Genomic DNA, 19934 nt, shown 5'->3' with positions numbered 1-19934 from the left:
AGATGGATCTCAAGGAAACCGACATCCTCGGCGACAGCATCGATGAGCATTGGTATTACTGCTCAAAAGCGGCGGCGACCCGGCAATTGCTGGGTGACATGCCGATCCGACGAATACTCGATGTCGGTGCCGGCTCGGGGTTTTTCTCGCATCATCTGCTGACCCACACCGACGCGCATGAGGCGTGGTGCGTCGACATCAGTTACCCCGCCGATTCAAGCGCCACCACTGCGGGCAAACCGGTGCATTACCGACGCAACATCGACAGCATTGATGCCGATCTGGTGTTACTGATGGATGTGCTCGAGCATGTCGACGACGACCTCGGCCTGCTCAAAAGCTACGTCGATAAAGTGCCTTCGGGCAGTCGTTTTCTGCTGACGGTGCCGGCGTTTCAGTTTCTCTGGAGCGGTCACGACGATTTCCTCGAGCACAAGCGCCGCTACACCCTCGCGCAATTCGAAACCCTGGCGGGCGATGCCGGTTTGACCGTGCAGCGCGGCGCCTACTATTTCGGTGCGGTGTTTCCTATCGCCGCTGCGTTGCGCCTGATGCCTCAAGGTTCGCAAACCGCAGAGCCGCAGTCGCAACTCAAGCGTCATCACCCGTGGGTGAACAGTGTGCTCAAGACCCTGTGCCGCCTTGAGCTGCCGTTGATGAGGAGAAACCGGCTGGCCGGTTTGAGCGTTTTCGTGCTGGCGCAGAAACCGTGATCGCCGGCGACAAATCTGCGCTTGTCCGGCGCGGTCTGCGCTTTGCCGTAACCGGGCTGTTCGTCACCGCGTTGCATGCGCTGGTGGCTGTGCTGTTCATCCGCTTCATCGCGCCCGAACCGCCGCTGGCCAATGGTTTAGCCTTTGCCGTGGCGACTGTGGTTTCTTATGTGATCAATACCGCCTGGAGCTTCTCCGCGCGTCTGCATGGACGCACGTTGCTGCGCTTTCTGACGGTGTCGGCGGGTGGTTTTCTGCTGGCGATGCTGGTGGCCTGGGCTGCGCAGATGGCCGGGTTGAATTATCTGTTCGGCATCGGTGCAGTGGCCCTGACGATTCCGGCGTTCACTTTCGTTTTGCATAATTTCTGGACGTATCGATGAAGCCCTGGAACAGATCTTCAGCGTTGACGATTCTGCCGTTGCTGTTGGGCGTGCTTGCTTTTTTCATGGTGATCGGTCCGCGCGCACTCGATCCGCAGAACATTGCCTGGCTCAGCGAGGGCGATCCGGCTACGCATTATCTGGGCTGGGTTTTTTTCCGCCAGTCACCGTGGACTTTTCCCCTCGGGCTCAACCCGTCCTACGGCATGGAGTTGGGCAGTGCGATCATCTTTTCTGACTCCAATCCGCTGCTGGCACTGCTGTTCAAACCGTTCAACGCCTGGCTGCCAGAAACGTTCCAGTATTTTGGCTTGTGGTTGCTCATCTGTTTCGTACTGCAAGCGTGGTTCGGCTGGAAGCTGCTCGGCTTGATCACGGATAACGTCGTAATCCGGCTTCTGGCCACGGGACTGTTGCTGTTTTCCCCGCCGATGTTTGTTCGTGCCGGAGGACATCTGTCTCTGGCCGGGCACTTTCTGCTACTGGCGGCACTTTACCTGGCGCTGCATCCTGCGTTGCAACGGCGGCGGCTGGCCTGGGGCTGTCTGCTGGCGGCGACAGCGCTGGTGCATGCGTATCTGTTGGTCATGGTGGCGTTGATCTGGTTTGCCGATCTGCTCGGCAAAGTCATTTTTGACCGATTGACTCGCCGTCAGGGGCTGATCGAGTTCGGCGGTCTGTTCGCACTGGTCAGCGTGTGTTGCTGGCAGGCCGGATACTTCAGCATTGCCGACGGCGCTGGCAGTGGGGGGTTCGGTTTTTACCGGATGAATCTGCTGGCGCCATTCGATTCGGATGGCTGGTCGCAGGTATTGCCGGACATCCGCACGGGCGGCGGCGATTATGAAGGCTTCAATTATTTCGGCCTCGGTGTGCTGATGCTGTTACCGCTGGCGGCGGTGGCAGGGTTGCGCGGCGGGATTTCGCCGAGGGCTGCGCTGGGCGAGCGAGGGTGGCTGGTGTTCGCAATGATCGGCCTGACCCTGTTCGCGTTGTCCCATCACATCGGTGTTGGGACGCAGACTTTCAACTATCCGTTGCCGACATTCATCGAGCGGCTGGCCAGTATTTTTCGCGCTTCGGGGCGCATGTTCTGGCCGGTGTTTTATGCAATCGAACTGTTCCTCGTGTACCTGCTTGTGCGGGGCTTTCGCGCGCCAGTTGCCATGGGGTTACTCGCCTTGGCGCTGGTGGTGCAGGTGGCAGATACGCACAACGGCTGGGCGGGGCTGCGCGCATCAAGGATGGTAGCCCCCGCATCGGACTGGGTCAGTCCGATGCGCGACCCCTTCTGGAACAGCGCGGCCGGGCACTACAGGAATGTTCGCGGGTTGCTGCCGCAAAACCAGCCCGAACGCTGGCAAGCGATCGCTGATTTCGCTGGAACACATGGACTGAAAACCGACGCGGTGTACATGGGGCGCATGAGCATTTCGGCGCTCGACAAGGCGCAGCGCGTGGCTCGGCATCGGCTGCAAACCGGAGAGTACGAAGCCGATTCTCTATATATCCTGGACGATGAAGCGCAGGCTCTGGCGGCCAAAAGCGTTCACAGCGATAGCGATCTGCTGACCCGGGTCGATGACTTCGTTGTGCTTGCACCAGGCTGGAAGCGTTGTCAGCAATGTCTGCCGATGATCGATGAGGGGCGGGCGCTGGCATCCATCGCGCTGAGCCGTCCTGGCGTTGTCTACACATTCGATCGCAAGAGTCGACAACTGATCAAAGGCTGGGGAGCGCCGGAAGCGTGGGGCACCTGGAGTGAGGGCCATGACGCGGAAATGGCGCTGCGCGTGCCAGCGCAAGCCAAATCGATTTCGATCCAGGCGCTGGCGTTCGTCATGCCGCCAACTCTTGCTCAGCGAGTCATCGTCAGGCTCAACGGCGTTGAAGTTCTTTCGACTCGGCTGACAGCCTTTCAGGGCAATTCTCTGGAAATCCCGTTGAATGAACAGGTCAGGCAAACCCTGCCGGAGGATGGCGCGCTGAGACTTGAACTGCATTTGCCCGACGCCGTCAGCCCGCGCAGTCTCGGAATGAGCGATGACGCACGCATCATGGGCCTGGGCGTGAAATCCGTGAGTGTGCAGTAAACCGCGTAACCGTTGATGGACGCCGGGTCCCGGGCTTTTCTACACTGCCGCTATTCCGGGGGAGCAGGGGGCAATGGATGAACCGCAATGAACTACGCAAGGCCGACATCAACCTGATGGTGGTCTTCGAGACCCTGATGCTCGAACGCAACGTGACTCGCGCGGCGGAGAAGCTGTTTCTTGGCCAGCCGACCATCAGTTCGGCGCTCAACCGTTTGCGCACGATGCTCAACGACCCGCTGTTCATCCGCGTCGGCCATCGGATGGAGCCGACGGCCCGCGCCGAAGACATTTACCGCCATCTCAAACCGGCACTGGATTCACTCTCGGCGGCGCTGAGCCTGACCCGCGATTTCGATCCCGCCACCAGCACCATGACCTTTCGCATCGGTCTGTCCGACGACGTCGAATTCGGCCTGCTGCCGCCGCTGTTGCGCGCGCTGCGCCAAGAGGCGCCGAGCGTGGTGTTCGTGGTGCAGCATGTCGATTACTGGCGCATTCCCGACCTGCTCGCTGCCGGCGATATCACCGTCGGCATCAGCCAGACCCGCGGCCTGCCGGCCAACGCCAAACGCAAACTGCTGCGGCACATCCAGCCGAGCATCCTGCGTGCCGATGCCTCTGATACGCCGCTGACCCTCGACGAATATTGCGCTCGCCCGCATGTATTGGTGTCGCACACGGCCAATGTCAGTGGCTACGCCGATGAGTGGCTGGCGGAACTCGGTCGCACGCGGCAGGTGGTGCTGTCGGTGCCGCAGTACAGCGCACTGCCGGCGCTGCTGGCGGGCACTGATCTGATTGCCAGCCTGCCGGATTACACCGCAGCGGCCATGGCGGCGTCAGGGTTGTTGTTCCAGGAACCGTTCCCGTTCAAGACGCCGACGCTGGACCTGTCGATGGTCTGGCTCAGCCACGTCGACAGTGACCCGGCCGAACGCTGGCTGCGCTCGCGGCTCGAAGCGTTCATGAGTGAAAGGTCGCTGATTCCGTCCTGACAAGCACCACACAACCCTGTGGGAGCGAGCCTGCTCGCGAAGCGGTTCGGCAGGCGCGGATGTGCAAACTGAAAGGACGCTTTCGCGAGCAGGCTCGCTCCCACAAATGACGCTGTGTGATTGTGGTATATGTACGCCCCCCGCATCCGTCGACTGGAGATCCGCAATGCCACACCTGCACATGGAATACACCGCCAACCTGACGCAGTTGAACGCCGACATCGCCCTGATCCGGCTCAACAACACGCTGGTCGGTTCCGGTCAGTTCGGCGCAGAGTTCGATATCAAGAGCCGCGCGATCAAGATCGACAACTTCAAGGTCGGCACGGCGCAAGGCGAGCGTGCCTTCGTCCATGTGAAGCTGGCCTTGCTCAGCGGGCGCTCGGCGGAGATCAAGAAGCAGCTCTCGCAAAGTCTGCTGGCAGTGTTGCAGGAACTCTGCGAATGGCCGGCCGGGCTCGAAGTGCAACTGTGTGTCGAACTGCTCGACATCGATCGCGAGTCCTACAGCAAAGCCGCGATCGGCGTCTGACGCTCAGGCGTTTTCCAGCTCGCTGCACACTTGAATCACCTGTTCGCGCAGCCAGACGTTGGCGCTGTCCTGATCGGCGTTCTGGCTCCACTGCATGTCGAGGGTGAAACCCGGCAAGCCATTGGGCGCCTCGCAGTGGTTGAACACCGCGTCGTTGGTCAGCAAACGCTGGATACGCCGGGGCAGGGTGAGGATGAAATCGGTGCCGGTGATCATCTTCAACGCGGCGCTGTAGCTATTCGAGCGCGCGACGATCTGGCGTTTCTGCGCCTGCCGCGCCAGCCAGCCATCGACCATGTTGGTGCTCGAGGTCCACGGCGTCGGGAACACATGCCGACGTTCGGTGAATGCTTGCAGGCTCAAACGCGGTTCCAGTGGCGTGGCGCGTTTGTCGAAGACGCAGACCAGGTCATCTTCCAGCAGCATCCGTGATTTCAGATCCGCATGCTGGCGGTGAAAGTGCGGGCCGAAACTGATCACCAGATCGAGGCTGCCGTCGCGCAACTCTTCGGCCGGAACGTCGGTTTCAAACTTGTGCATGTTGACCATCACCGGCAAATCGTCGAAGTCGAAGCGCTTCAACAGTCGCGGCAGAATCAGTTGCTCGAAGTATTCCGGTGCGCAAATGTTGAAAGTCACCGCCTGCCGGCTCGGGTCGAAGGCCGGGGCACCGGCGTGGCAGAGGTTGATGCTTTCGAGGATTTTCTGCACATGGCCGTACATGCTGCAGGCCTTGTAGGTCGGGCGCATGCCGGTGCGGGTGTTGATGAACAGTTCGTCTTCGAAACTGGTGCGCAGTTTCTTCAGGCAATAACTGACGGTGGACTGGCTGACGAACAAAGTTTCCGAGACATCGGTGACACTGCTCTGCTCGTACACGGCCACAAATACCATCAAGTCCTGCATGTCGAGCTTGCGAAGCAAATTACTGTTCAGCATGAGTTCCGTCTCGCTGTGCCCCCTTGCGCAGATTTCGCGCAAACGTGTGCGTACGATCCTAACGGAACGATGGTGCCAGGAGAAACCCTTGTAGGACATTTCACGGACACATGTGGGACAGAAACTTTTAGTAACACGACGTTGCCAATCTCGTGCGCAAAAGATGGCCAGAGGCCTCTAGCCCGGGCGAGGCAAGTGGCGTGCGTAGTGGCGAGGGTCGAAGCGCATCACCATCAACAGCATGATCACCATCACCGCCGTCAGCGCCCACCACGCGCCTTCGAAACTGCCCAGTCGATCGCGGATCATCCCTGCCAACAGCGGCGACAGGCCTGCGATCAGATAACCGATCCCCTGCACAAACGCGGTCAGGCCACCGGCGCGCTGCGGCTCGTCGCAGTGATCAAGCGCTACGATCAGGCTCATCGGAAACAGACCGCCAATCCCCAGGCCCAACAGACAAGGCCACAGCAGGGCCAAATATTGCGGGACGAGTATCAGCCCGCAGAAACCGCCGATGATCAGCAACAGCAGAATCGCCACTATCCCACGTCGATCACGGCTGCGATTGGCGATCGCAGGCACTGCCAGGCCGGAAATGACCTCCATCGCTGTAAGAAAACCCAACAGCAGCCCGGCGCTCTGTTCACTCCAGCCTTTTTCCACGTAATACGGGGCGAGCCAGGCGAGGACACAGGTGTAGGACGCAGTGCCTAGGCCAAAGAAAATCGCCAGCAACCAGGCGCGACGGCGGGTGATGAAAGACTCCCGCTTGGTCACTGTCGATATGGCTGGCGCGGGCTGCAAGCACCAGACCAGCAAGGCGACTAAAGCCAGCCCCGCCCAAATGGCCAGCCCCATGCGCCAACTGCCGGTTCGCGTCATCACCAGCGGCGCGAACGATGCGGCAATCGCAGCGCCGCCCATGATCGAAGTCACGTAGACGCCCATGTACAACGCCACGTTGTCAGCAAAGCGCGTCTTGATCAGCGCCGGCATCAATGCCTGAATCAGCGCGATGCCGATGCCAGCCACGATCGCGCTGACGATCAGTTCGACCGCCGAATCGATAAACAGCCGTGACAACGTCGCCAGCCCGATGATCAGCAATGACAGCAGGACCGTGCGCTGCTCGCCCAGGCGCCGGCTGAGGCCCAGGCCGAAAAACATCGCCAGCCCCATGGCCATCACCGGCAGCATCGTCAGCAGTGAGGCGAGGCTGAAGCTCAACGGTGTATCGCCACGGATCGCCGACAGCAGCGGCCCGATGGCTGCCATTGATGGGCGCAGATTAAGTGCGACAAGAATGATTGCGAGCATCAGCCAAGCGGCGGGGCGGGAGTGATTCATCAGCGGGCCTTCAAATGCAGGGGCTGAAGATTAGGCGTCGCGACGCGCGCATCGGCAAATCAGAAAACCCCGGGCCAGACCTAAAAACTCGATAACACCCTGTCCCGATGTGGGAGCGAGCCTGCTCGCGAATGCGTTCCTCCAGACAGACATTCATTTTGCTGACACTGCGCTTTCTCGAGCAGGCTCGCTCCCACAGAGGACATTGCGAAGTGCCTGAAACTGAATAAAACCTGAACCATTCTCAAATACTCGCAAACTTTCACGTTCGTACTCCGAAGCAACTAATCATTAGCATCTTTTTCACGAAAAATTGATCCATGGCTGCCTAAAGTTTGGCATGCCTCGGTGAATGAAATTTTCACAATCGACGAGGCTCTTCTTTCAGGAACAGTCACTCATCATGTTGAAGTTAAAAGCCGTGCGCCCGGAATGGGTGACGTTGTTTGCCAGCGCCTTTTTATTGCTCGGTTTCAATCTGGTGCTTTGGCAACATCTGTTCGAGATCACCGCCGCCGATGGCAAGGGCATCGCCATGCGCGTGGCGTTCGGCGTGATGATCTTCGCCGCGTTCAACATAGTCCTGACGTTATTCGCTTTCCGGCCACTGCTTAAACCACTATTGACCCTGTTGTTTTTAGTCAGCGCCGGCGTGGCTTATTTCATGAGCCAATATGGCGTGATGATCGATGCCGGCATGTTGCGCAACTTTGCCGAGACCAACGTCACGGAAGTGCGCGATCTGCTCTCGTTGAAGTTGTTTGCTTATATTCTCTTGCTGGGTATTTTGCCGTGTTTGTTGTTGTGGAAAGTACCGGTCAATTATCGCCGCTGGCATCGTGAGTTGTTCAGCAAAGTTATTGTCAGTGTTGCCTCGGCGGCGGTGATCGGCGTTGTGGCATTGGCCAACTATCAAGGCTTGTCGTCGCTGTTTCGCAATCACCACGAAATTCGCCTGATGCTGGTGCCGAGCAATTACATCGGCGCATCCATTGGTTATCTGCAAGAGCAAGTGGTCTCGGCGCAGCAGCCGTTCATCAAGATCGGCGAAGATGCCCAGCGCAACCCCGACTTGCAGTTACAGCCACGCAAATCCCTCACGGTGCTGGTGGTGGGGGAGAGTGCGCGGGCGCAGAACTTCGGCATTCTCGGTTACGACCGAGACACCACCCCGCAACTGGACAAGGAAGCGGGGCTGATCGCTTTCACTGACGTGCATTCCTGCGGCACGGAAACCGCAGTCTCGGTACCGTGCATGTTCTCCAACATGGGCCGCAAGGATTACAACGCCAGCAAGGCCAGGAATGAAGAAGGCTTGCTCGATGTGCTCAAGCGTGCCGGCATCGATGTGATCTGGCGCGATAACCAGTCCGGCTGCAAAGGCACTTGCGACCGCGTCACGGTGCAGGATGTCAGCAAGTTGCAGGATCCGGCGTTGTGCGCCAACAGCGAATGCCGCGATGAAATCCTCCTGCAAGGTCTGCAAGGTTTTATCGATCACCTGGACAAGGACACCGTGCTGGTTCTGCATCAGATGGGCAGTCATGGCCCGGATTACTTCAAGCGGTATCCCAAGGAGTACGAACACTTCACTCCGGTCTGTGAAAGTAACGCGCTGAACAATTGCAGCCGCGAAAGTATCGTCAACGGTTACGACAATACGCTGGTGTACACCGACCATGTGCTGGCGAGCCTGATCGATGTGCTGCGCAGCAATCAGGACAAAGTCGACACCGCCATGCTTTATCTGTCGGACCACGGCGAATCGCTGGGCGAGTACAACCTGTTTCTGCACGGCACGCCGTACATGCTGGCGCCCGAGCAACAAAAGCATGTAGCGATGCTGGCGTGGTTCTCCGACAGCTATCAGAAGGCCTACTCGGTCGACACCCATTGCCTGCAACTGAGCCGTGACAAACCGCTGAGCCAGGACAATCTGTTTCACTCGATGCTCGGCCTGCTGGAAGTGCGCAGCAGCGTGTATCAGCCGGCGCTGGACATGTTTGCCGGTTGTCGCGGCGCGGTGATCGACGGCGTGTTGGCCAAGCAGTGAAGTGTTTCCTGCCCGTCGCGCCAATGCGACGGGCTTTTCTGTTTCTGCTGTCAGACTATTCTTGCTGACAGGCAAGACATTTCCTTACAGCTCTTGCCCTTCAAAGGCGCGTAAATCGCCGGTGGCGATATATACTGCGCGCCATTCTTCAAGGGAGAGCCGTGTGGCTATCGATATTCACTGGATTCGCGACAACGAAAGCCTCGCGCAGTTTTGCGCCGAGTGGCAGCAGCTGCCGTTCGTTGCCCTCGACACCGAATTCATGCGGGTCGACACCTTCTACCCGATTGCCGGCCTGTTGCAGATCGGCGATGGCAAACGCGCCTACCTGATCGATCCGCTGACCATCAACGCCTGGCAACCGCTGGCCGCGTTGCTGGAGAACCCGGCGGTGCTGAAAGTCCTGCACGCCTGCAGCGAAGACCTCGAAGTGCTGTTGCGCCTGACCGGCAGCCTGCCGGCGCCGCTGTTCGACACGCAACTGGCCGCCGCTTACCTGAACCTCGGCTTTTCGATGGGCTACTCGCGACTGGTGCAGGAAGTACTCGGCATCGACCTGCCCAAGGGCGAAACCCGCTCCGACTGGTTGCAGCGCCCGCTGTCCGAAACCCAGATCAGCTACGCCGCCGAAGACGCCGTGCATCTGGCCGAGGTGTTCGTCGAGTTGCGTCCCAAGCTATCCGCCGACAAGTTCGCCTGGGTGCTGGAGGATGGCGCCGAACTGGTTGCCAACCTGCGCCGCGAAACCGATCCGTACGAGGTCTATCGCGAGGCGAAACTGGCGTGGAAGCTGTCCCGGGCGCAACTCGCCGTGCTGCGTGAACTGTGCGCCTGGCGCGAAAAAGAAGCCCGCGCCCGCGATCTGCCGCGCAACCGCATCGTCCGGGAACACTCGCTGTGGCCCTTGGCCCGCACGCAGCCGGATAACCTCGCAGCGCTGGGCAAGATCGAAGACATGCACCCGCGTACCGTACGTCAGGACGGTCAGTTTCTGCTTGATCTGATCAAGCGCTCTGGCAGTGTGGGGCCGGATCAATGGCCGCCGGCAGTGCCGGAGCCGTTGCCGATCGAAGCCGCTGCGTTGATCAAACAATTGCGCGCGCTGGGTCAGGCCGAGGCCGAACGCCTCGGGATCGCCCCGGAACTGATGCTGCGCAAGAAAACCCTCGAAGCTCTGATCAAGAGCGGCTTCCCCGAGGGTCCTTACCAATTGCCCGATTCGCTGCGTGGCTGGCGCCGCGAATTGCTCGGCCAGAAGCTGCTCGACAGCCTGGCCACCGCCGGAGAACAGCCTTGAAACGTATTTGCTCCATCTACCAAAGCTCCAAGCGCAGCGGCATGTATCTCTACGTGCTCAAGAGCGATGCGCTCGAGCGCGTGCCGGATGCGCTGATGACGGCTTTCGGCAAAGCGAAGCATTCCTTCGATCTGGTGCTGTCGCCCGAGCGCAAACTGGCCAGCGAAGACATCACCGTGGTCCTGGAAAACCTCGACAAGCAGGGCTATCACCTGCAAATGCCGCCGGCCGAGGACGAGTACATCGAGCACCTGCCCGAAGAGTTGCTGCGACGCAACGACCCGGTCTGACCCGCGAGGCCCTGTCCTGGGCCTCGGTTAACCCTGGAACTGTTTTTACCGCGATGGCCGGCCCCAACCCGGCGGCCGTCTGCACGGTTTGCGAAAGGTTTGAAGATGCGCGTTCTGATTGCTGAACACGACCACGCGATATACGCCCGCCTGCTGCGTCAGGCACTCCCCGAGCTTGACGTCCTGACCAGCGGCGACTCCGCCGAACTGGCGCGGCAGGCCGCCGATTGCCCGGTGTGGCTGGGCCAGCCGGATCTGCTCGCGACCCTGCTGCGCCAGGGCCATCAACCGCAATGGCTGCAATCGACCTGGGCCGGCATCACGCCGCTGCTCGCCGACGGCCTGCGCCGCGACTATCGCCTGACCCGCGCCGTGGGGATTTTCGGTCAGGTCATGGCCGAATACGTGCTGACCTACATCCTCGGCCACGAACGCGAAGTGCTGGCGCGGCTGGTCAGCCAGGTCGAGCGCAAGTGGGACAACCGCAGCGGCCAGAGTCTGGTAGGGCGCAAGGTGCTGATCGTCGGCACCGGTGACATCGGCCAGAGCGTTGCGCAGTTTCTGCGGCCGTTCGGCGTCGAACTGTACGGCATCGCCAGCAGCGCCCGCGAACAGGCGCCGTTTGTCGAAGTCGGCGCGCTGGCGGATCTTCCGCGATTGGTGGGCGAGGTGGACTACGTGGTCAATCTGCTGCCGAACACCGAACACACCCACGATATCTACGACGCGGCACTGTTCAAGCAATTCAAGCCGACCGGCTTGTTCATCAATGCCGGGCGTGGTGTCGCGGTGGTTGATGCCGATCTGGTCGAAGCTTTGAAAGAAGGGCACCTGGCCGGCGCGGTAATCGACGTCTGCCGTCAGGAACCATTGCCGCAACGTCACCCGTTCTGGACCGCGTGGGGCTTGCTGCTGACCGGGCACAGCTCGGCACCGACCTCGCCGGCGCTGATGGTGGATTTGTTTGTGCAGAACCTGAAGGCGTATGAGACGGGTGAAGCGTTGCGTGGCGAGGTGGATTTCAGCCGCGGATATTGAGGTGTCATCAAAAGATCGCAGCCTTCGGCAGCTCCTACATTTGGAATGCAGTCCCATGTAGGAGCTGCCGAAGGCTGCGATCTTTTGCTTTCAAAGGGTGAAATCGCCCTCAGCCACCAGCTCGCTCAGCGGGCGACGCGGGCTCGGCATTTCGCGGGCTTGCAGGTACTCGGCCAGGGTGGCCTTGTCACCGAGTTTGCCCACCGCCACTGCCGCGTGCAGGGCGTATTCCTCAGGAATGTTCAGTTCCTTGCGGGTCAACTCCTGATCGAAGCCGGCCATGCCGTGGGTGTGCCAGCCGCTGAGGCTCGCTTGCAACGCCAGATGGCCCCACGCCGAACCGGTATCGAAGGTGTGCCACAGGGCAGGGGATTCTTCCGTCGCACCCGGTGCAGTGAACGTGGTCTTGGAAATAACGATCACCAGCGCCGAAGCGTGCTGTGCCCAGCTGCGGTTGAATTCGTTGAGCAGGCCCAGATAACGCTCCCAGTTCGGTGTATCGCGACGTGCATAGAGGAAGCGCCACGGTTGCGAGTTGTACGCCGACGGCGCCCAGCGCGCGGCTTCGAAAAAGCTCAGCAGGGTTTCTTCAGCAATCGCTTCGCCGGTGAAGGCGCGGGGCGACCAGCGCTCGGTGAACTGCGGGTGAATGGCGTAATCGGCAACGCGAGGGTTGGCACTCATGCAGGATTCCTTGCAACGGAGGGGGAAGAAGTTCGCTGCAAAACCCTACTGGGCGGCGCTGGGGCTGACAAGCGGATTTACCGACAGTCGCCAGCGCTTGGCCCCCGCGCCTGCTGGCACTAGACTGGCGGCCTTTTCACCACCTTGATGTTGATGCTTGAGCCATGGCCGCGATAGTCGAACCGTTCTGGAAACGCAAAACCCTCGATCAACTCGATCATGAGGAATGGGAATCGCTGTGCGACGGCTGCGGTCTGTGCTGCCTGCAAAAGCTCGAGGACGAAGAAGACAACAGCGTCTATTACACGCGCATCGCCTGCAAACTGCTGGATCTGAAGACCTGCCAGTGCAGCGATTATCCGAACCGGATCAAGTTTGTCCCCGACTGCATTCAGCTAACGCCAGGGCAGGCGGAAGAATTCAAATGGCTGCCGCCAACCTGCGGTTATCGGCTGGTCAGCGAGGGCAAGGATCTGCCGTTATGGCATCACCTGGTGTGTGGCGACCGCGACGCGGTGCACCATGAGCGGATTTCCCAGTCCGGGCGCATGCTCGCCGAAGGCAGCGTGCCGGAGGATGACTGGGAAGATCATCTGATTTTTCGCGCGGGCTGATGAAGTGGTGGGTTCTTGAACCCGTAAAGATCAAAAGATCGCAGCCTTCGGCAGCTCCTACCATGGAAAACGTGATTCCGTGTAAAAGCTGCCGGAGGCTGCGATCTTTTGCTTTAAAACCTCAAACCCCAGCCTTCGGCGAGGTCAGCGAATCATTGCCGGTAACGGTCGCCGTTTCGGTGGCCACCTCGGCATTGGTTTTCAGCTTGCTCAGTTCTTCCCCGGCGCGTTCGATCTTCGCCCGCACGTTGCTCATGTCCTGACGGCCTTTTTCCAGCAGGCTTTTCGCCGAGCAGTGCCCGGTAATGCCACGGGCCACGGCCATGCCGCCGAGCGCCACTTGAATCAGGCCGAACACGCCGCCACGGCGCAGGCCCTTGCCGACCATCAGGACGCCGCCGGTCAACGAGCCGACGCGCTCCCAGCCGTGCACATTTTTATGCGAAGGCGACTGGAACGGGGTGGATTCGATGCGTTCTACGCGTTTGAGCTCGCTCATGATCTATCTCCAGGCAGGGTGCGATTGATAGATAAGCTGACTGCCACGGCGGTCAGCTTGTTCCATCGAATGTGCGACGCTTCAGCGGAATTTCGGCCCGGAGCGGGTGTTCAAGCCTTTGGCCATACGATCGTAGAGCACGACGTTGACCGTGGCGGCGAGGTTCATGCAGCCGGTGGTCGGGATGTACACGACGTCTTCGCACCAGTCGCGAATCTCTTTATCCAGCGAACCGTCTTCCGGGCCGAAGATGTACAGGGCGCGGTCGGGGTGGGTGTATTCCGGCAATGGGCGGGCGCCTTCGACCAGTTCCACGGCGACGGGCACGCAGTTGAGCGGGAGAATTTTTTTCAGGTCGTCGATGCCGATCAGCGGGATGTCGTAGTGCACGCGTTTGGTGTCGGTGACGAAGTCGGCGGCGCGTTCATAACGCTTGCCTGTGTAGAACACCGACGCCACGCCATAACAGCCTGCGGCGCGCATCACCGAACCGACGTTCTCCGGAGATTTGGGGTTGTACAAACCAATGCAGCTGTACCGTTTGTCTGCCACGAGCGGGGTGCCTTCGGAAAAAGAGGGCGATTATACGGGGATTGGGGGAGGGCGGGCAGATTCGAGATTTGTGATGTCTGGCCGGCCGCTTTCGCGAGCAGGCTCGCTCCCACATCCCCTGTGGGAGCGAGCCTGCTCGCGAAAGGGCCAGCTCAGGCGATGAAGATCTTCAGTCTTCTTTTTTCATCAAGCCAGCGAGGGCCGCAAACGGATTATGCGTGGCCTTGGCGATTTTTGGTGTGCTCAGCGAGCCGTCGCCGAAATACTGCTGATCGGTGTAACGCGAGTGTTCGTTGTCGTGGCAATACAGGCACAACAGCTCCCAGTTCGAGCCGTCCTGCGGGTTGTTGTCGTGGTTGTGGTCGCGGTGGTGCACGGTCAGTTCGCTCAGGCGCTTGCCGGAAAACTCACGGGCGCAGCGGCCGCAGACGTGCGGGTACATCTTCAGGGCCTTGTCGCGGTAGCCCATTTCCTTGTCGCGCTGGTTGTCGGCGAGGATGCGGTCCAGCTTCGACGTGTTGGTGGGGGTGGACGAACTCATGGGTTCACCTTTGCAGAAAGACTGATGACGGTTATGCGCAGAGTTTAGCTCAGCCCTTAAGCTTCTCGGCAATCCAGATCGTGTGGCGGGTGCCCTTGTTGCCGTGGGCGAAGACCTGGACTTCTTCGGCCTTGAAGCCGGCCTTCTTCAATTTGTCGGAAAACTGCCGGTCAGCGCTGGCCGACCACACCGCGAGCACGCCTTTGGGGCGCAGGGCCTTGGCGCAGGCATTCAGACCAGCAGCCGAATACAACCAACTGTTGGCCTTTTGAGTCAGGCCTTCAGGGCCGTTGTCGACGTCGAGCATGATCGCGTCGAAACCGTTCGGCTCGCTTTGCAGCACCTTGGCCACATCTTCCATGCGGATCACCGTTCGCGGATCGAGCAATGGGCGACCGGATTTTTCCCCGAGCGGGCCGCGATTCCACTCGACTACGCCGGGCACCAGCTCAGCGACCACCACTTCGGCGGACTTACCCAGATGCTTGAGTGCCGAGGCGAGGGTGAAGCCCATGCCCAGGCCGCCGATCAACACGCGCGAATTCGGCCGGCCGGCGACCTTGCGGCAGGGAATCTCGGCCAGTGCGTCTTCTGAACCGTGCATGCGCGTGTTCATCAACTGCCCGCCGTCGCCGCCCTGGATCTTGATGACGAAGTCCTCGCCATACTCGAACAGGCACAGGGCACCGCCATTTTCTGGGATCGGGGTGGTGTCGAGCAGAACGAAACGTTTCATGGAAATCTCTACAAGGGGGAAGGCAAGCAGGCGCGTTGGGAGTAGCCTGAGCACAGACTAAAGGCCAAACGGAGCCCTTGATGAAGCGCACCATTCTAACGGTCATTACCCTGGCCGCGCTCGCGATTACTGCAGTGCAGGCCCAGCAGAGCGTTCCGGTCAGCCCGACGCCGCAGCCCGGTTCGCCCGGCACCGCGACGCCGACGCCGTATCCGCAGATCACCCCGATCACCCTGCCCAAGTCCGGCGCCGGCAGCGGCAGCCCGCCGCTGGTGCCGATCGAAATGCCCAGCCCGCCGAGCAAGGATCAACCGGTGCCGGGCATCGAGCCGAACGGCAACAAGGTCAAGTCCCCCGGCGGTTAAACCTGTTGCGCGGCGAGTTGGCCGTCGGCCATGCGCAGGCGTTTGGACAGCGAGACGGCGAGGGCGCGGATGATTTTTGCGGCGATTTTCGGTGCGTCGTTGAGCATTTTTTCCAGCGAGTCCTTGCCCAGGTTGAGCAACTGACAGTTGCTCGCCGCGATGCACGTGGCCGAGCGGCGTTCGCCGTCGAGCACGGCCATTTCACCGAAGGCGCGGCCGCTGCGCAGGGTGGCCATGGTGATGACCTGGCCGTCGGCGCCGGTTTTCTGCACGGCGACCTGGCCGGTGTGGATGATGCACATGAAACTGCCGGCATCGCCCTCGCGGAAAATCGCCTCGCCCTCAGCCACGGTGCTGATGCTGAAGTAACCGGAAGCGGCCGCAAAGTCGGCCAGCTGCAATTGATCGAACAGGCCACAGTCCATCAGCCAGTCGCGGATTTCGTTGTTCAGAAAGGTCGGTTCAGACATGTCGATGCGGTCTTTTTGTTATCACTGTTTCCAAGGAGCACACGGTCCCCATGTAGGAGCTGCCGAAGGCTGCGATCTTTTGATCTTGTTGTTCAAAACAAGGACCAAAAGATCGCAGCCTTCGGCAGCTCCTACACAGGGAATCGGTGGAGGCTTTGGGTCTGCTGTTAAGACCCAAGCCACCCTCAGAGTTCCTCAGGCAATCTGCAAAACCTTGAACACAAATGCATATTCGAGCGCTACGTCACGTAATCCCTGATAGCGCCCGCTCATGCCGCCATGCCCGGCGCCCAGTTCGGTCTTGAGCAGCAGCACGTTGTCATCGGTCTTGGTTGCGCGCAATTTCGCCACCCACTTGGCCGCCTCCCAATACTGCACACGGCTGTCGTTGTAGCCGGCGATCACCAGCAGCGGCGGATACGCCTGCGCGGTGACGTTTTCGTACGGCGCGTAAGCCTTGATCCGATCATAGACGTCCGGTTCTTCCGGGTTGCCCCATTCGTCGTATTCAGTGACAGTCAGCGGCAGATCCGGGTCGAGCATGGTGTTGAGCACGTCGACGAACGGCACTTCGGCAATCGCCACGCCGAACAGGTCCGAGCGCTGGTTGAGCACCGCGCCGATCAACAGGCCACCGGCGCTACCGCCACTGATTGCCAGTTTTTCTGCAGTGGTGATGCCGTTGAGGATCAGGAATTCGGCGCAGGCGATAAAGTCGCTGAAGGTGTTGTGTTTGTGTTCCTGCTTGCCGGCGCGATACCAGGCTTCGCCCAGCTCACCACCACCGCGTACGTGAGCGATGGCGAAGGCCATGCCGCGGTCCAGCAGGCTCAGGCGCGCGTGAGAAAACCACGGATCGAGGCTGGAACCGTAAGCGCCGTAACCGTACAGATACAGCGGCACCGGTTTACCGACCATCTCGCGCTTCATCACCAGACTGATCGGCACCTGCGTGCCGTCCGGGGCGGTGGCCCATAGACGTTGGCTGACATAGGCGTCGGCATCAAATTGGCCGAGTACCGGAGTTTCCTTGAGCACCGTTTGCTCGCCGCTGGCGAGGATCAACTGGCGCACCTGGGCCGGGCGATTCAACGCTTCGTAGCGCAAGCGAATGCGATCGCTCTCGAATTCCAGGCTGTTTTGCACATGCAGACTGTAGGCCGCATCGGGCAACTGCACGCGATACGGCGCCGAGCCCTGCGGGTGAACCTCGATGATCGGCAGACCACCTTCGCGCAGGCTCAAGGTCATTGCCTCTGCGTTGAGGCTGACGCCGTCGAGCATCACGTCATTGTTGTGCGGGATCAGGTTCTGCCAGTCGGCCTCGCTTGGCGGCACGCCAGTGTCCGGGGCCTGATACAGGGCGAAGTTGATGCCGTCGCGGTTGGTGCGGATAAACCAGGTCCAGACGCCGTCGAGCAGGCCGTGGTCGACGTCGTATTCGTGTTCTTCGACCCGTGGCGCCAGGCAACTGAATGGCAGATGTGGCTGATTGGCGTCCAGCGCCCAGACTTCACTGGTGGTCTTGCTGCCCAGCGACAGCAGCAATTGCTGCTCGGAGCTGGAGCGGTAGCAATGCAGGAAGAAACGCCCGTCCGGCTCGTGGAAGACTTCTTCGGCGGCAGTGCCATCGAGGCGATAGCGGAACAGTTTATGCGGGCGATGGGTGTCGTCGAGCACGCCGAAGAACAGGGTCAGGCTGTCGTTGGCCCAGGTCATGCTGCCGTCGCAGTCCTCGAATTCGAGTTCGCTGACTCGGTCGTTGGAAAGCTCCTTGACGAACAACGTGTAGATCTCGTCGCCCGAGGTGTCGACGCTGTAGGCCAGGCGCTGGTGATCGGGGCTGATGCTGAAAGCGCCCAGCGAGAAGAAGCCGCCATTGGCCAGCGCGTTCGGATCGAGCAGCAGTTGCTCGCGGCTTTCATCCAGCGTCAGGCTGTCGTCCGCCGGACGCGGGCAGCGGTAGTGCCGGGCGTATTCATCACCGGCAGTGGTGCGCGTGTAATACAGATACGGGCCCCAAGGTGAGGGCAAGGACAGGTCGGTCTCGAGAATCCGGCCCTTGATCTCGTTGAACAGGCTTTCACGCAGCTCGGCCTGATCGGCGGTTTGCGCTTCCTGATAAGCGTTTTCAGCCTTGAGGTAGTCGAGCACCGCGTCGGTGTCGCGCTCCTGCAGCCAGGCATACGGGTCGGCGCCGGGCGCCCGCTGGGCAATCGGGGCAGTGATGGCAATGGCGGATTCGGGCATGGAAGGCTCTCGGACAATATTCGGAATTGGGTTTTTCGCGGGTCTTGAAAGCGCCGCAGCCCTTGTGGGAGCGAGCCTGCTCGCGAAAGCGGTGTGTCAGGCATAGCTATTGCAACTGACAGTCCGTATTCGCGAGCAGGCTCGCTCCCACAGGGGCGGCTGCTGGCCGTCTGGTATTGGGACAAGCCGCATGGGCGAAAAGTCGTTACTATAAGCGCCTATTTGCCTGCCTTGCCATGGACACCATGACCGAGAACGACTATCTGATCGCCTGGGGCCTTTACGCCTTTGCCGCCGTGGGCTGCCTGTTGGTATGGATGCGCCTGACCACCTGGATGTGGCGCTGGCTGCGCGAGCCGCTGCGTGTGCTGATGGCGGTGTTGCTGTTCAGCCCGACCATCGTCGATCCGGTGAAAGCCAAAGTTGCACCGGCCATCGCCATCACCGCCCTGGACATGCTGTTCAAGGTCGGCAACAACGCCTGGCGCGCGGTTTCCGATCTGTTCATGTACGGCATGATCGCCTTCGGGGTGTATCTGGTTTTCGTCTTGATCCGCCTGCCGATCGAGCGCGCCTCGACAGCGCGGCGTGAACGCGCCGAGGCCGCCAAGGCCGCCGCCCGTGCCGAAGAGCGCGACGATGATCAACCGTTCGGCGGCGCCGGTGATGACCGCTACGGTCGCCCGCCAGTGCCGAACAATCCGCAGCGCATGCGGGTCGAGCCGCGTCTGTAACCCGAGAGTCCGCACATGTGTGAATTACTGGGCATGAGTGCCAACGTGCCGACCGACATCGTGTTCAGCTTCACCGGCCTGATGCAGCGCGGCGGCCGCACCGGCCCGCACCGCGACGGCTGGGGCATCGCTTTCTATGAAGGGCGCGGCTTGCGTCTGTTTCAGGACCCGGCAGCGAGCAGCGAGTCGGAAGTGGCCAACCTGGTGCAGCGCTATCCGATCAAGAGCGAGGTGGTCATCGGCCACATCCGCCAAGCCAACGTCGGCAAGGTCTGCCTGTCCAACACCCACCCGTTCGTCCGCGAATTGTGGGGGCGCAACTGGTGCTTCGCGCACAACGGCCAGCTCGCCGACTTCATTCCGATCAAAAGCTTCTACCGCCCGGTCGGCGATACCGACAGCGAAGCGGCATTCTGCGACCTGCTCAACCGGGTACGCGCAGCCTTCCCCGAGCCGGTCGATATCGAAGTGCTGCTGCCGGATCTGGTCGCGGCTTGCGCTGAATATCGCAGTAAGGGCGTGTTGAATTGCCTGCTCAGCGACGGCGACTGGCTGTTCTGTTACTGCTCGACCAAACTGGCTCAGATCACCCGCCGCGCACCGTTCGGCCCGGCGCGGCTCAAGGATGTCGATGTGATTGTCGACTTCCAGGCCGAAACCACGCCCAACGATGTGGTCACGGTGATTGCCACCGAGCCTCTGACCGAAAACGAAACCTGGACCCGCTACGAACCGGGCCAATGGAGCCTGTGGCGACGCGGCGAATGCGTCAGCCAGGGCAAGACCGAATAAGGATTTGCATC

Annotated in this window: 22 protein-coding genes; 13 read left to right on the top strand and 9 right to left on the bottom strand. The window is 60.6% G+C overall.

Annotated elements, in window-relative coordinates:
• Nucleotides 1-2 precede the first annotated feature (2 nt).
• The 5 genes from ND528_RS15330 (at nucleotide 3) to ND528_RS15310 (ending at nucleotide 4719) form a co-directional block, all read left to right on the top strand.
• The gene (locus ND528_RS15330; protein ID WP_263470645.1) at nucleotides 3-713 is read left to right on the top strand and encodes a class I SAM-dependent methyltransferase; all 711 of its coding nucleotides are present in this window, start codon (nucleotides 3-5) and stop codon (nucleotides 711-713) included.
• Nucleotides 710-1096, top strand: coding sequence for a GtrA family protein (locus ND528_RS15325; protein ID WP_263470644.1), 387 nt, complete (start codon nucleotides 710-712; stop codon nucleotides 1094-1096). Before ND528_RS15330 ends, ND528_RS15325 begins: the two co-directional genes overlap by 4 nt.
• Nucleotides 1093-3189: a DUF6311 domain-containing protein gene (locus ND528_RS15320; RefSeq protein WP_263470643.1), complete on the top strand. Its 2097-nt coding sequence runs from the start codon at nucleotides 1093-1095 to the stop codon at nucleotides 3187-3189. The genes ND528_RS15325 and ND528_RS15320 overlap by 4 nt, the downstream gene beginning before the upstream one ends.
• 77 nt (nucleotides 3190-3266) lie before the next feature.
• Nucleotides 3267-4187, top strand: a complete 921-nt coding sequence (locus tag ND528_RS15315; RefSeq protein WP_263470642.1) for a LysR substrate-binding domain-containing protein — start codon at nucleotides 3267-3269, stop codon at nucleotides 4185-4187.
• Between the two features lie 166 nt (nucleotides 4188-4353).
• Nucleotides 4354-4719, top strand: a complete 366-nt coding sequence (locus ND528_RS15310) for a 5-carboxymethyl-2-hydroxymuconate Delta-isomerase (RefSeq protein WP_016771238.1) — start codon at nucleotides 4354-4356, stop codon at nucleotides 4717-4719.
• Nucleotides 4720-4722: 3 nt separating this feature from the next.
• On the opposite strand, the gene ND528_RS15305 is transcribed toward ND528_RS15310, so the two are convergent.
• Both ND528_RS15305 and ND528_RS15300 read right to left on the bottom strand, forming a co-directional pair.
• A complete protein-coding gene (locus ND528_RS15305; RefSeq protein WP_024012014.1) occupies nucleotides 4723-5658 on the bottom strand; it encodes a LysR family transcriptional regulator in 936 nt (311 codons plus the stop codon).
• A 177-nt stretch (nucleotides 5659-5835) separates the two neighbouring features.
• Nucleotides 5836-7008 (bottom strand): cyanate transporter, encoded by a 1173-nt coding sequence (locus ND528_RS15300; RefSeq protein ID WP_263470641.1) that lies wholly within the window; start codon nucleotides 7006-7008, stop codon nucleotides 5836-5838.
• A 403-nt stretch (nucleotides 7009-7411) separates the two neighbouring features.
• On the opposite strand from ND528_RS15300, the gene ND528_RS15295 reads away from it, so the two are divergent.
• The 4 genes from ND528_RS15295 to ND528_RS15280 all read left to right on the top strand — a co-directional run bounded on the left by ND528_RS15295 (nucleotide 7412) and on the right by ND528_RS15280 (nucleotide 11686).
• The gene (locus ND528_RS15295; protein ID WP_263470640.1) at nucleotides 7412-9061 is read left to right on the top strand and encodes a phosphoethanolamine transferase; all 1650 of its coding nucleotides are present in this window, start codon (nucleotides 7412-7414) and stop codon (nucleotides 9059-9061) included.
• A 163-nt stretch (nucleotides 9062-9224) separates the two neighbouring features.
• Complete coding sequence (gene rnd / locus ND528_RS15290; RefSeq protein ID WP_263470639.1) at nucleotides 9225-10358, top strand: ribonuclease D; 1134 nt, start codon at nucleotides 9225-9227, stop codon at nucleotides 10356-10358.
• Complete coding sequence (locus ND528_RS15285) at nucleotides 10355-10648, top strand: YcgL domain-containing protein (protein ID WP_016771234.1); 294 nt, start codon at nucleotides 10355-10357, stop codon at nucleotides 10646-10648. Before rnd ends, ND528_RS15285 begins: the two co-directional genes overlap by 4 nt.
• 105 nt (nucleotides 10649-10753) lie before the next feature.
• Nucleotides 10754-11686 (top strand): D-2-hydroxyacid dehydrogenase, encoded by a 933-nt coding sequence (locus ND528_RS15280; protein WP_263470638.1) that lies wholly within the window; start codon nucleotides 10754-10756, stop codon nucleotides 11684-11686.
• 90 nt (nucleotides 11687-11776) lie between these two features.
• On the opposite strand, the gene ND528_RS15275 is transcribed toward ND528_RS15280, so the two are convergent.
• A complete protein-coding gene (locus tag ND528_RS15275; protein ID WP_130909620.1) occupies nucleotides 11777-12370 on the bottom strand; it encodes a nitroreductase family protein in 594 nt (197 codons plus the stop codon).
• Nucleotides 12371-12534: 164 nt separating this feature from the next.
• Between ND528_RS15275 and ND528_RS15270 the strand changes: the two genes are divergently transcribed.
• Nucleotides 12535-12984 (top strand): YcgN family cysteine cluster protein, encoded by a 450-nt coding sequence (locus ND528_RS15270; protein ID WP_016771232.1) that lies wholly within the window; start codon nucleotides 12535-12537, stop codon nucleotides 12982-12984.
• Nucleotides 12985-13105: 121 nt separating this feature from the next.
• On the opposite strand, the gene ND528_RS15265 is transcribed toward ND528_RS15270, so the two are convergent.
• From ND528_RS15265 to ND528_RS15250, 4 genes are all read right to left on the bottom strand, one after another.
• The gene (locus ND528_RS15265) at nucleotides 13106-13483 is read right to left on the bottom strand and encodes a YgaP family membrane protein (RefSeq protein WP_110645006.1); all 378 of its coding nucleotides are present in this window, start codon (nucleotides 13481-13483) and stop codon (nucleotides 13106-13108) included.
• 81 nt (nucleotides 13484-13564) lie between these two features.
• On the bottom strand, nucleotides 13565-14035 hold the full coding sequence (locus ND528_RS15260) for an RNA methyltransferase (RefSeq protein WP_007911337.1): 471 nt from the start codon (nucleotides 14033-14035) through the stop codon (nucleotides 13565-13567).
• A gap of 169 nt (nucleotides 14036-14204) precedes the next feature.
• Nucleotides 14205-14576, bottom strand: coding sequence for a YajD family HNH nuclease (locus tag ND528_RS15255; protein WP_003222612.1), 372 nt, complete (start codon nucleotides 14574-14576; stop codon nucleotides 14205-14207).
• A 49-nt stretch (nucleotides 14577-14625) separates the two neighbouring features.
• Nucleotides 14626-15312: a spermidine synthase gene (locus tag ND528_RS15250; RefSeq protein WP_024012020.1), complete on the bottom strand. Its 687-nt coding sequence runs from the start codon at nucleotides 15310-15312 to the stop codon at nucleotides 14626-14628.
• A gap of 80 nt (nucleotides 15313-15392) precedes the next feature.
• Between ND528_RS15250 and ND528_RS15245 the strand changes: the two genes are divergently transcribed.
• Nucleotides 15393-15677, top strand: a complete 285-nt coding sequence (locus ND528_RS15245; RefSeq protein WP_016771228.1) for a hypothetical protein — start codon at nucleotides 15393-15395, stop codon at nucleotides 15675-15677.
• Here ND528_RS15245 and ND528_RS15240 read toward each other — a convergent pair.
• Entirely contained in the window at nucleotides 15674-16147 is a 474-nt protein-coding gene (locus tag ND528_RS15240; RefSeq protein ID WP_016771227.1) for a cyclic nucleotide-binding domain-containing protein, read from the bottom strand. The genes ND528_RS15245 and ND528_RS15240 overlap by 4 nt on opposite strands.
• A gap of 195 nt (nucleotides 16148-16342) precedes the next feature.
• A complete protein-coding gene (locus ND528_RS15235) occupies nucleotides 16343-18397 on the bottom strand; it encodes a S9 family peptidase (protein WP_263470636.1) in 2055 nt (684 codons plus the stop codon).
• 236 nt (nucleotides 18398-18633) lie between these two features.
• Between ND528_RS15235 and ND528_RS15230 the strand changes: the two genes are divergently transcribed.
• On the top strand, nucleotides 18634-19131 hold the full coding sequence (locus ND528_RS15230; RefSeq protein ID WP_016771225.1) for a hypothetical protein: 498 nt from the start codon (nucleotides 18634-18636) through the stop codon (nucleotides 19129-19131).
• Between the two features lie 15 nt (nucleotides 19132-19146).
• On the top strand, nucleotides 19147-19923 hold the full coding sequence (locus tag ND528_RS15225; RefSeq protein ID WP_263470635.1) for a class II glutamine amidotransferase: 777 nt from the start codon (nucleotides 19147-19149) through the stop codon (nucleotides 19921-19923).
• Nucleotides 19924-19934 lie beyond the last annotated feature (11 nt).

Origin of the sequence: Pseudomonas mercuritolerans (genome assembly GCF_025706525.1) — a bacterium.
Taxonomy (GTDB): domain Bacteria; phylum Pseudomonadota; class Gammaproteobacteria; order Pseudomonadales; family Pseudomonadaceae; genus Aquipseudomonas; species Aquipseudomonas mercuritolerans.
Note: the sequence above shows the minus strand (reverse complement) of the source record. Positions and strands in the feature narration are given on the sequence as shown.

Excerpts from the sequence above, each read along its gene's own strand:
- ND528_RS15330 (WP_263470645.1), top strand. The coding sequence starts at position 3 with ATGGATCTCAAGGAAACCGACATCCTCGGCGACAGCATCGATGAGCAT.
- ND528_RS15320 (WP_263470643.1), top strand. The coding sequence starts at position 1,093 with ATGAAGCCCTGGAACAGATCTTCAGCGTTGACGATTCTGCCGTTGCTG.
- ND528_RS15315 (WP_263470642.1), top strand. The coding sequence starts at position 3,267 with ATGAACCGCAATGAACTACGCAAGGCCGACATCAACCTGATGGTGGTC.
- ND528_RS15310 (WP_016771238.1), top strand. The coding sequence starts at position 4,354 with ATGCCACACCTGCACATGGAATACACCGCCAACCTGACGCAGTTGAAC.
- ND528_RS15305 (WP_024012014.1), bottom strand. The coding sequence starts at position 5,658 with ATGCTGAACAGTAATTTGCTTCGCAAGCTCGACATGCAGGACTTGATG.
- ND528_RS15300 (WP_263470641.1), bottom strand. The coding sequence starts at position 7,008 with ATGAATCACTCCCGCCCCGCCGCTTGGCTGATGCTCGCAATCATTCTT.
- ND528_RS15295 (WP_263470640.1), top strand. The coding sequence starts at position 7,412 with ATGTTGAAGTTAAAAGCCGTGCGCCCGGAATGGGTGACGTTGTTTGCC.
- ND528_RS15280 (WP_263470638.1), top strand. The coding sequence starts at position 10,754 with ATGCGCGTTCTGATTGCTGAACACGACCACGCGATATACGCCCGCCTG.
- ND528_RS15275 (WP_130909620.1), bottom strand. The coding sequence starts at position 12,370 with ATGAGTGCCAACCCTCGCGTTGCCGATTACGCCATTCACCCGCAGTTC.
- ND528_RS15270 (WP_016771232.1), top strand. The coding sequence starts at position 12,535 with ATGGCCGCGATAGTCGAACCGTTCTGGAAACGCAAAACCCTCGATCAA.
- ND528_RS15265 (WP_110645006.1), bottom strand. The coding sequence starts at position 13,483 with ATGAGCGAGCTCAAACGCGTAGAACGCATCGAATCCACCCCGTTCCAG.
- ND528_RS15255 (WP_003222612.1), bottom strand. The coding sequence starts at position 14,576 with ATGAGTTCGTCCACCCCCACCAACACGTCGAAGCTGGACCGCATCCTC.
- ND528_RS15250 (WP_024012020.1), bottom strand. The coding sequence starts at position 15,312 with ATGAAACGTTTCGTTCTGCTCGACACCACCCCGATCCCAGAAAATGGC.
- ND528_RS15245 (WP_016771228.1), top strand. The coding sequence starts at position 15,393 with ATGAAGCGCACCATTCTAACGGTCATTACCCTGGCCGCGCTCGCGATT.
- ND528_RS15240 (WP_016771227.1), bottom strand. The coding sequence starts at position 16,147 with ATGTCTGAACCGACCTTTCTGAACAACGAAATCCGCGACTGGCTGATG.
- ND528_RS15235 (WP_263470636.1), bottom strand. The coding sequence starts at position 18,397 with ATGCCCGAATCCGCCATTGCCATCACTGCCCCGATTGCCCAGCGGGCG.
- ND528_RS15230 (WP_016771225.1), top strand. The coding sequence starts at position 18,634 with ATGGACACCATGACCGAGAACGACTATCTGATCGCCTGGGGCCTTTAC.
- ND528_RS15225 (WP_263470635.1), top strand. The coding sequence starts at position 19,147 with ATGTGTGAATTACTGGGCATGAGTGCCAACGTGCCGACCGACATCGTG.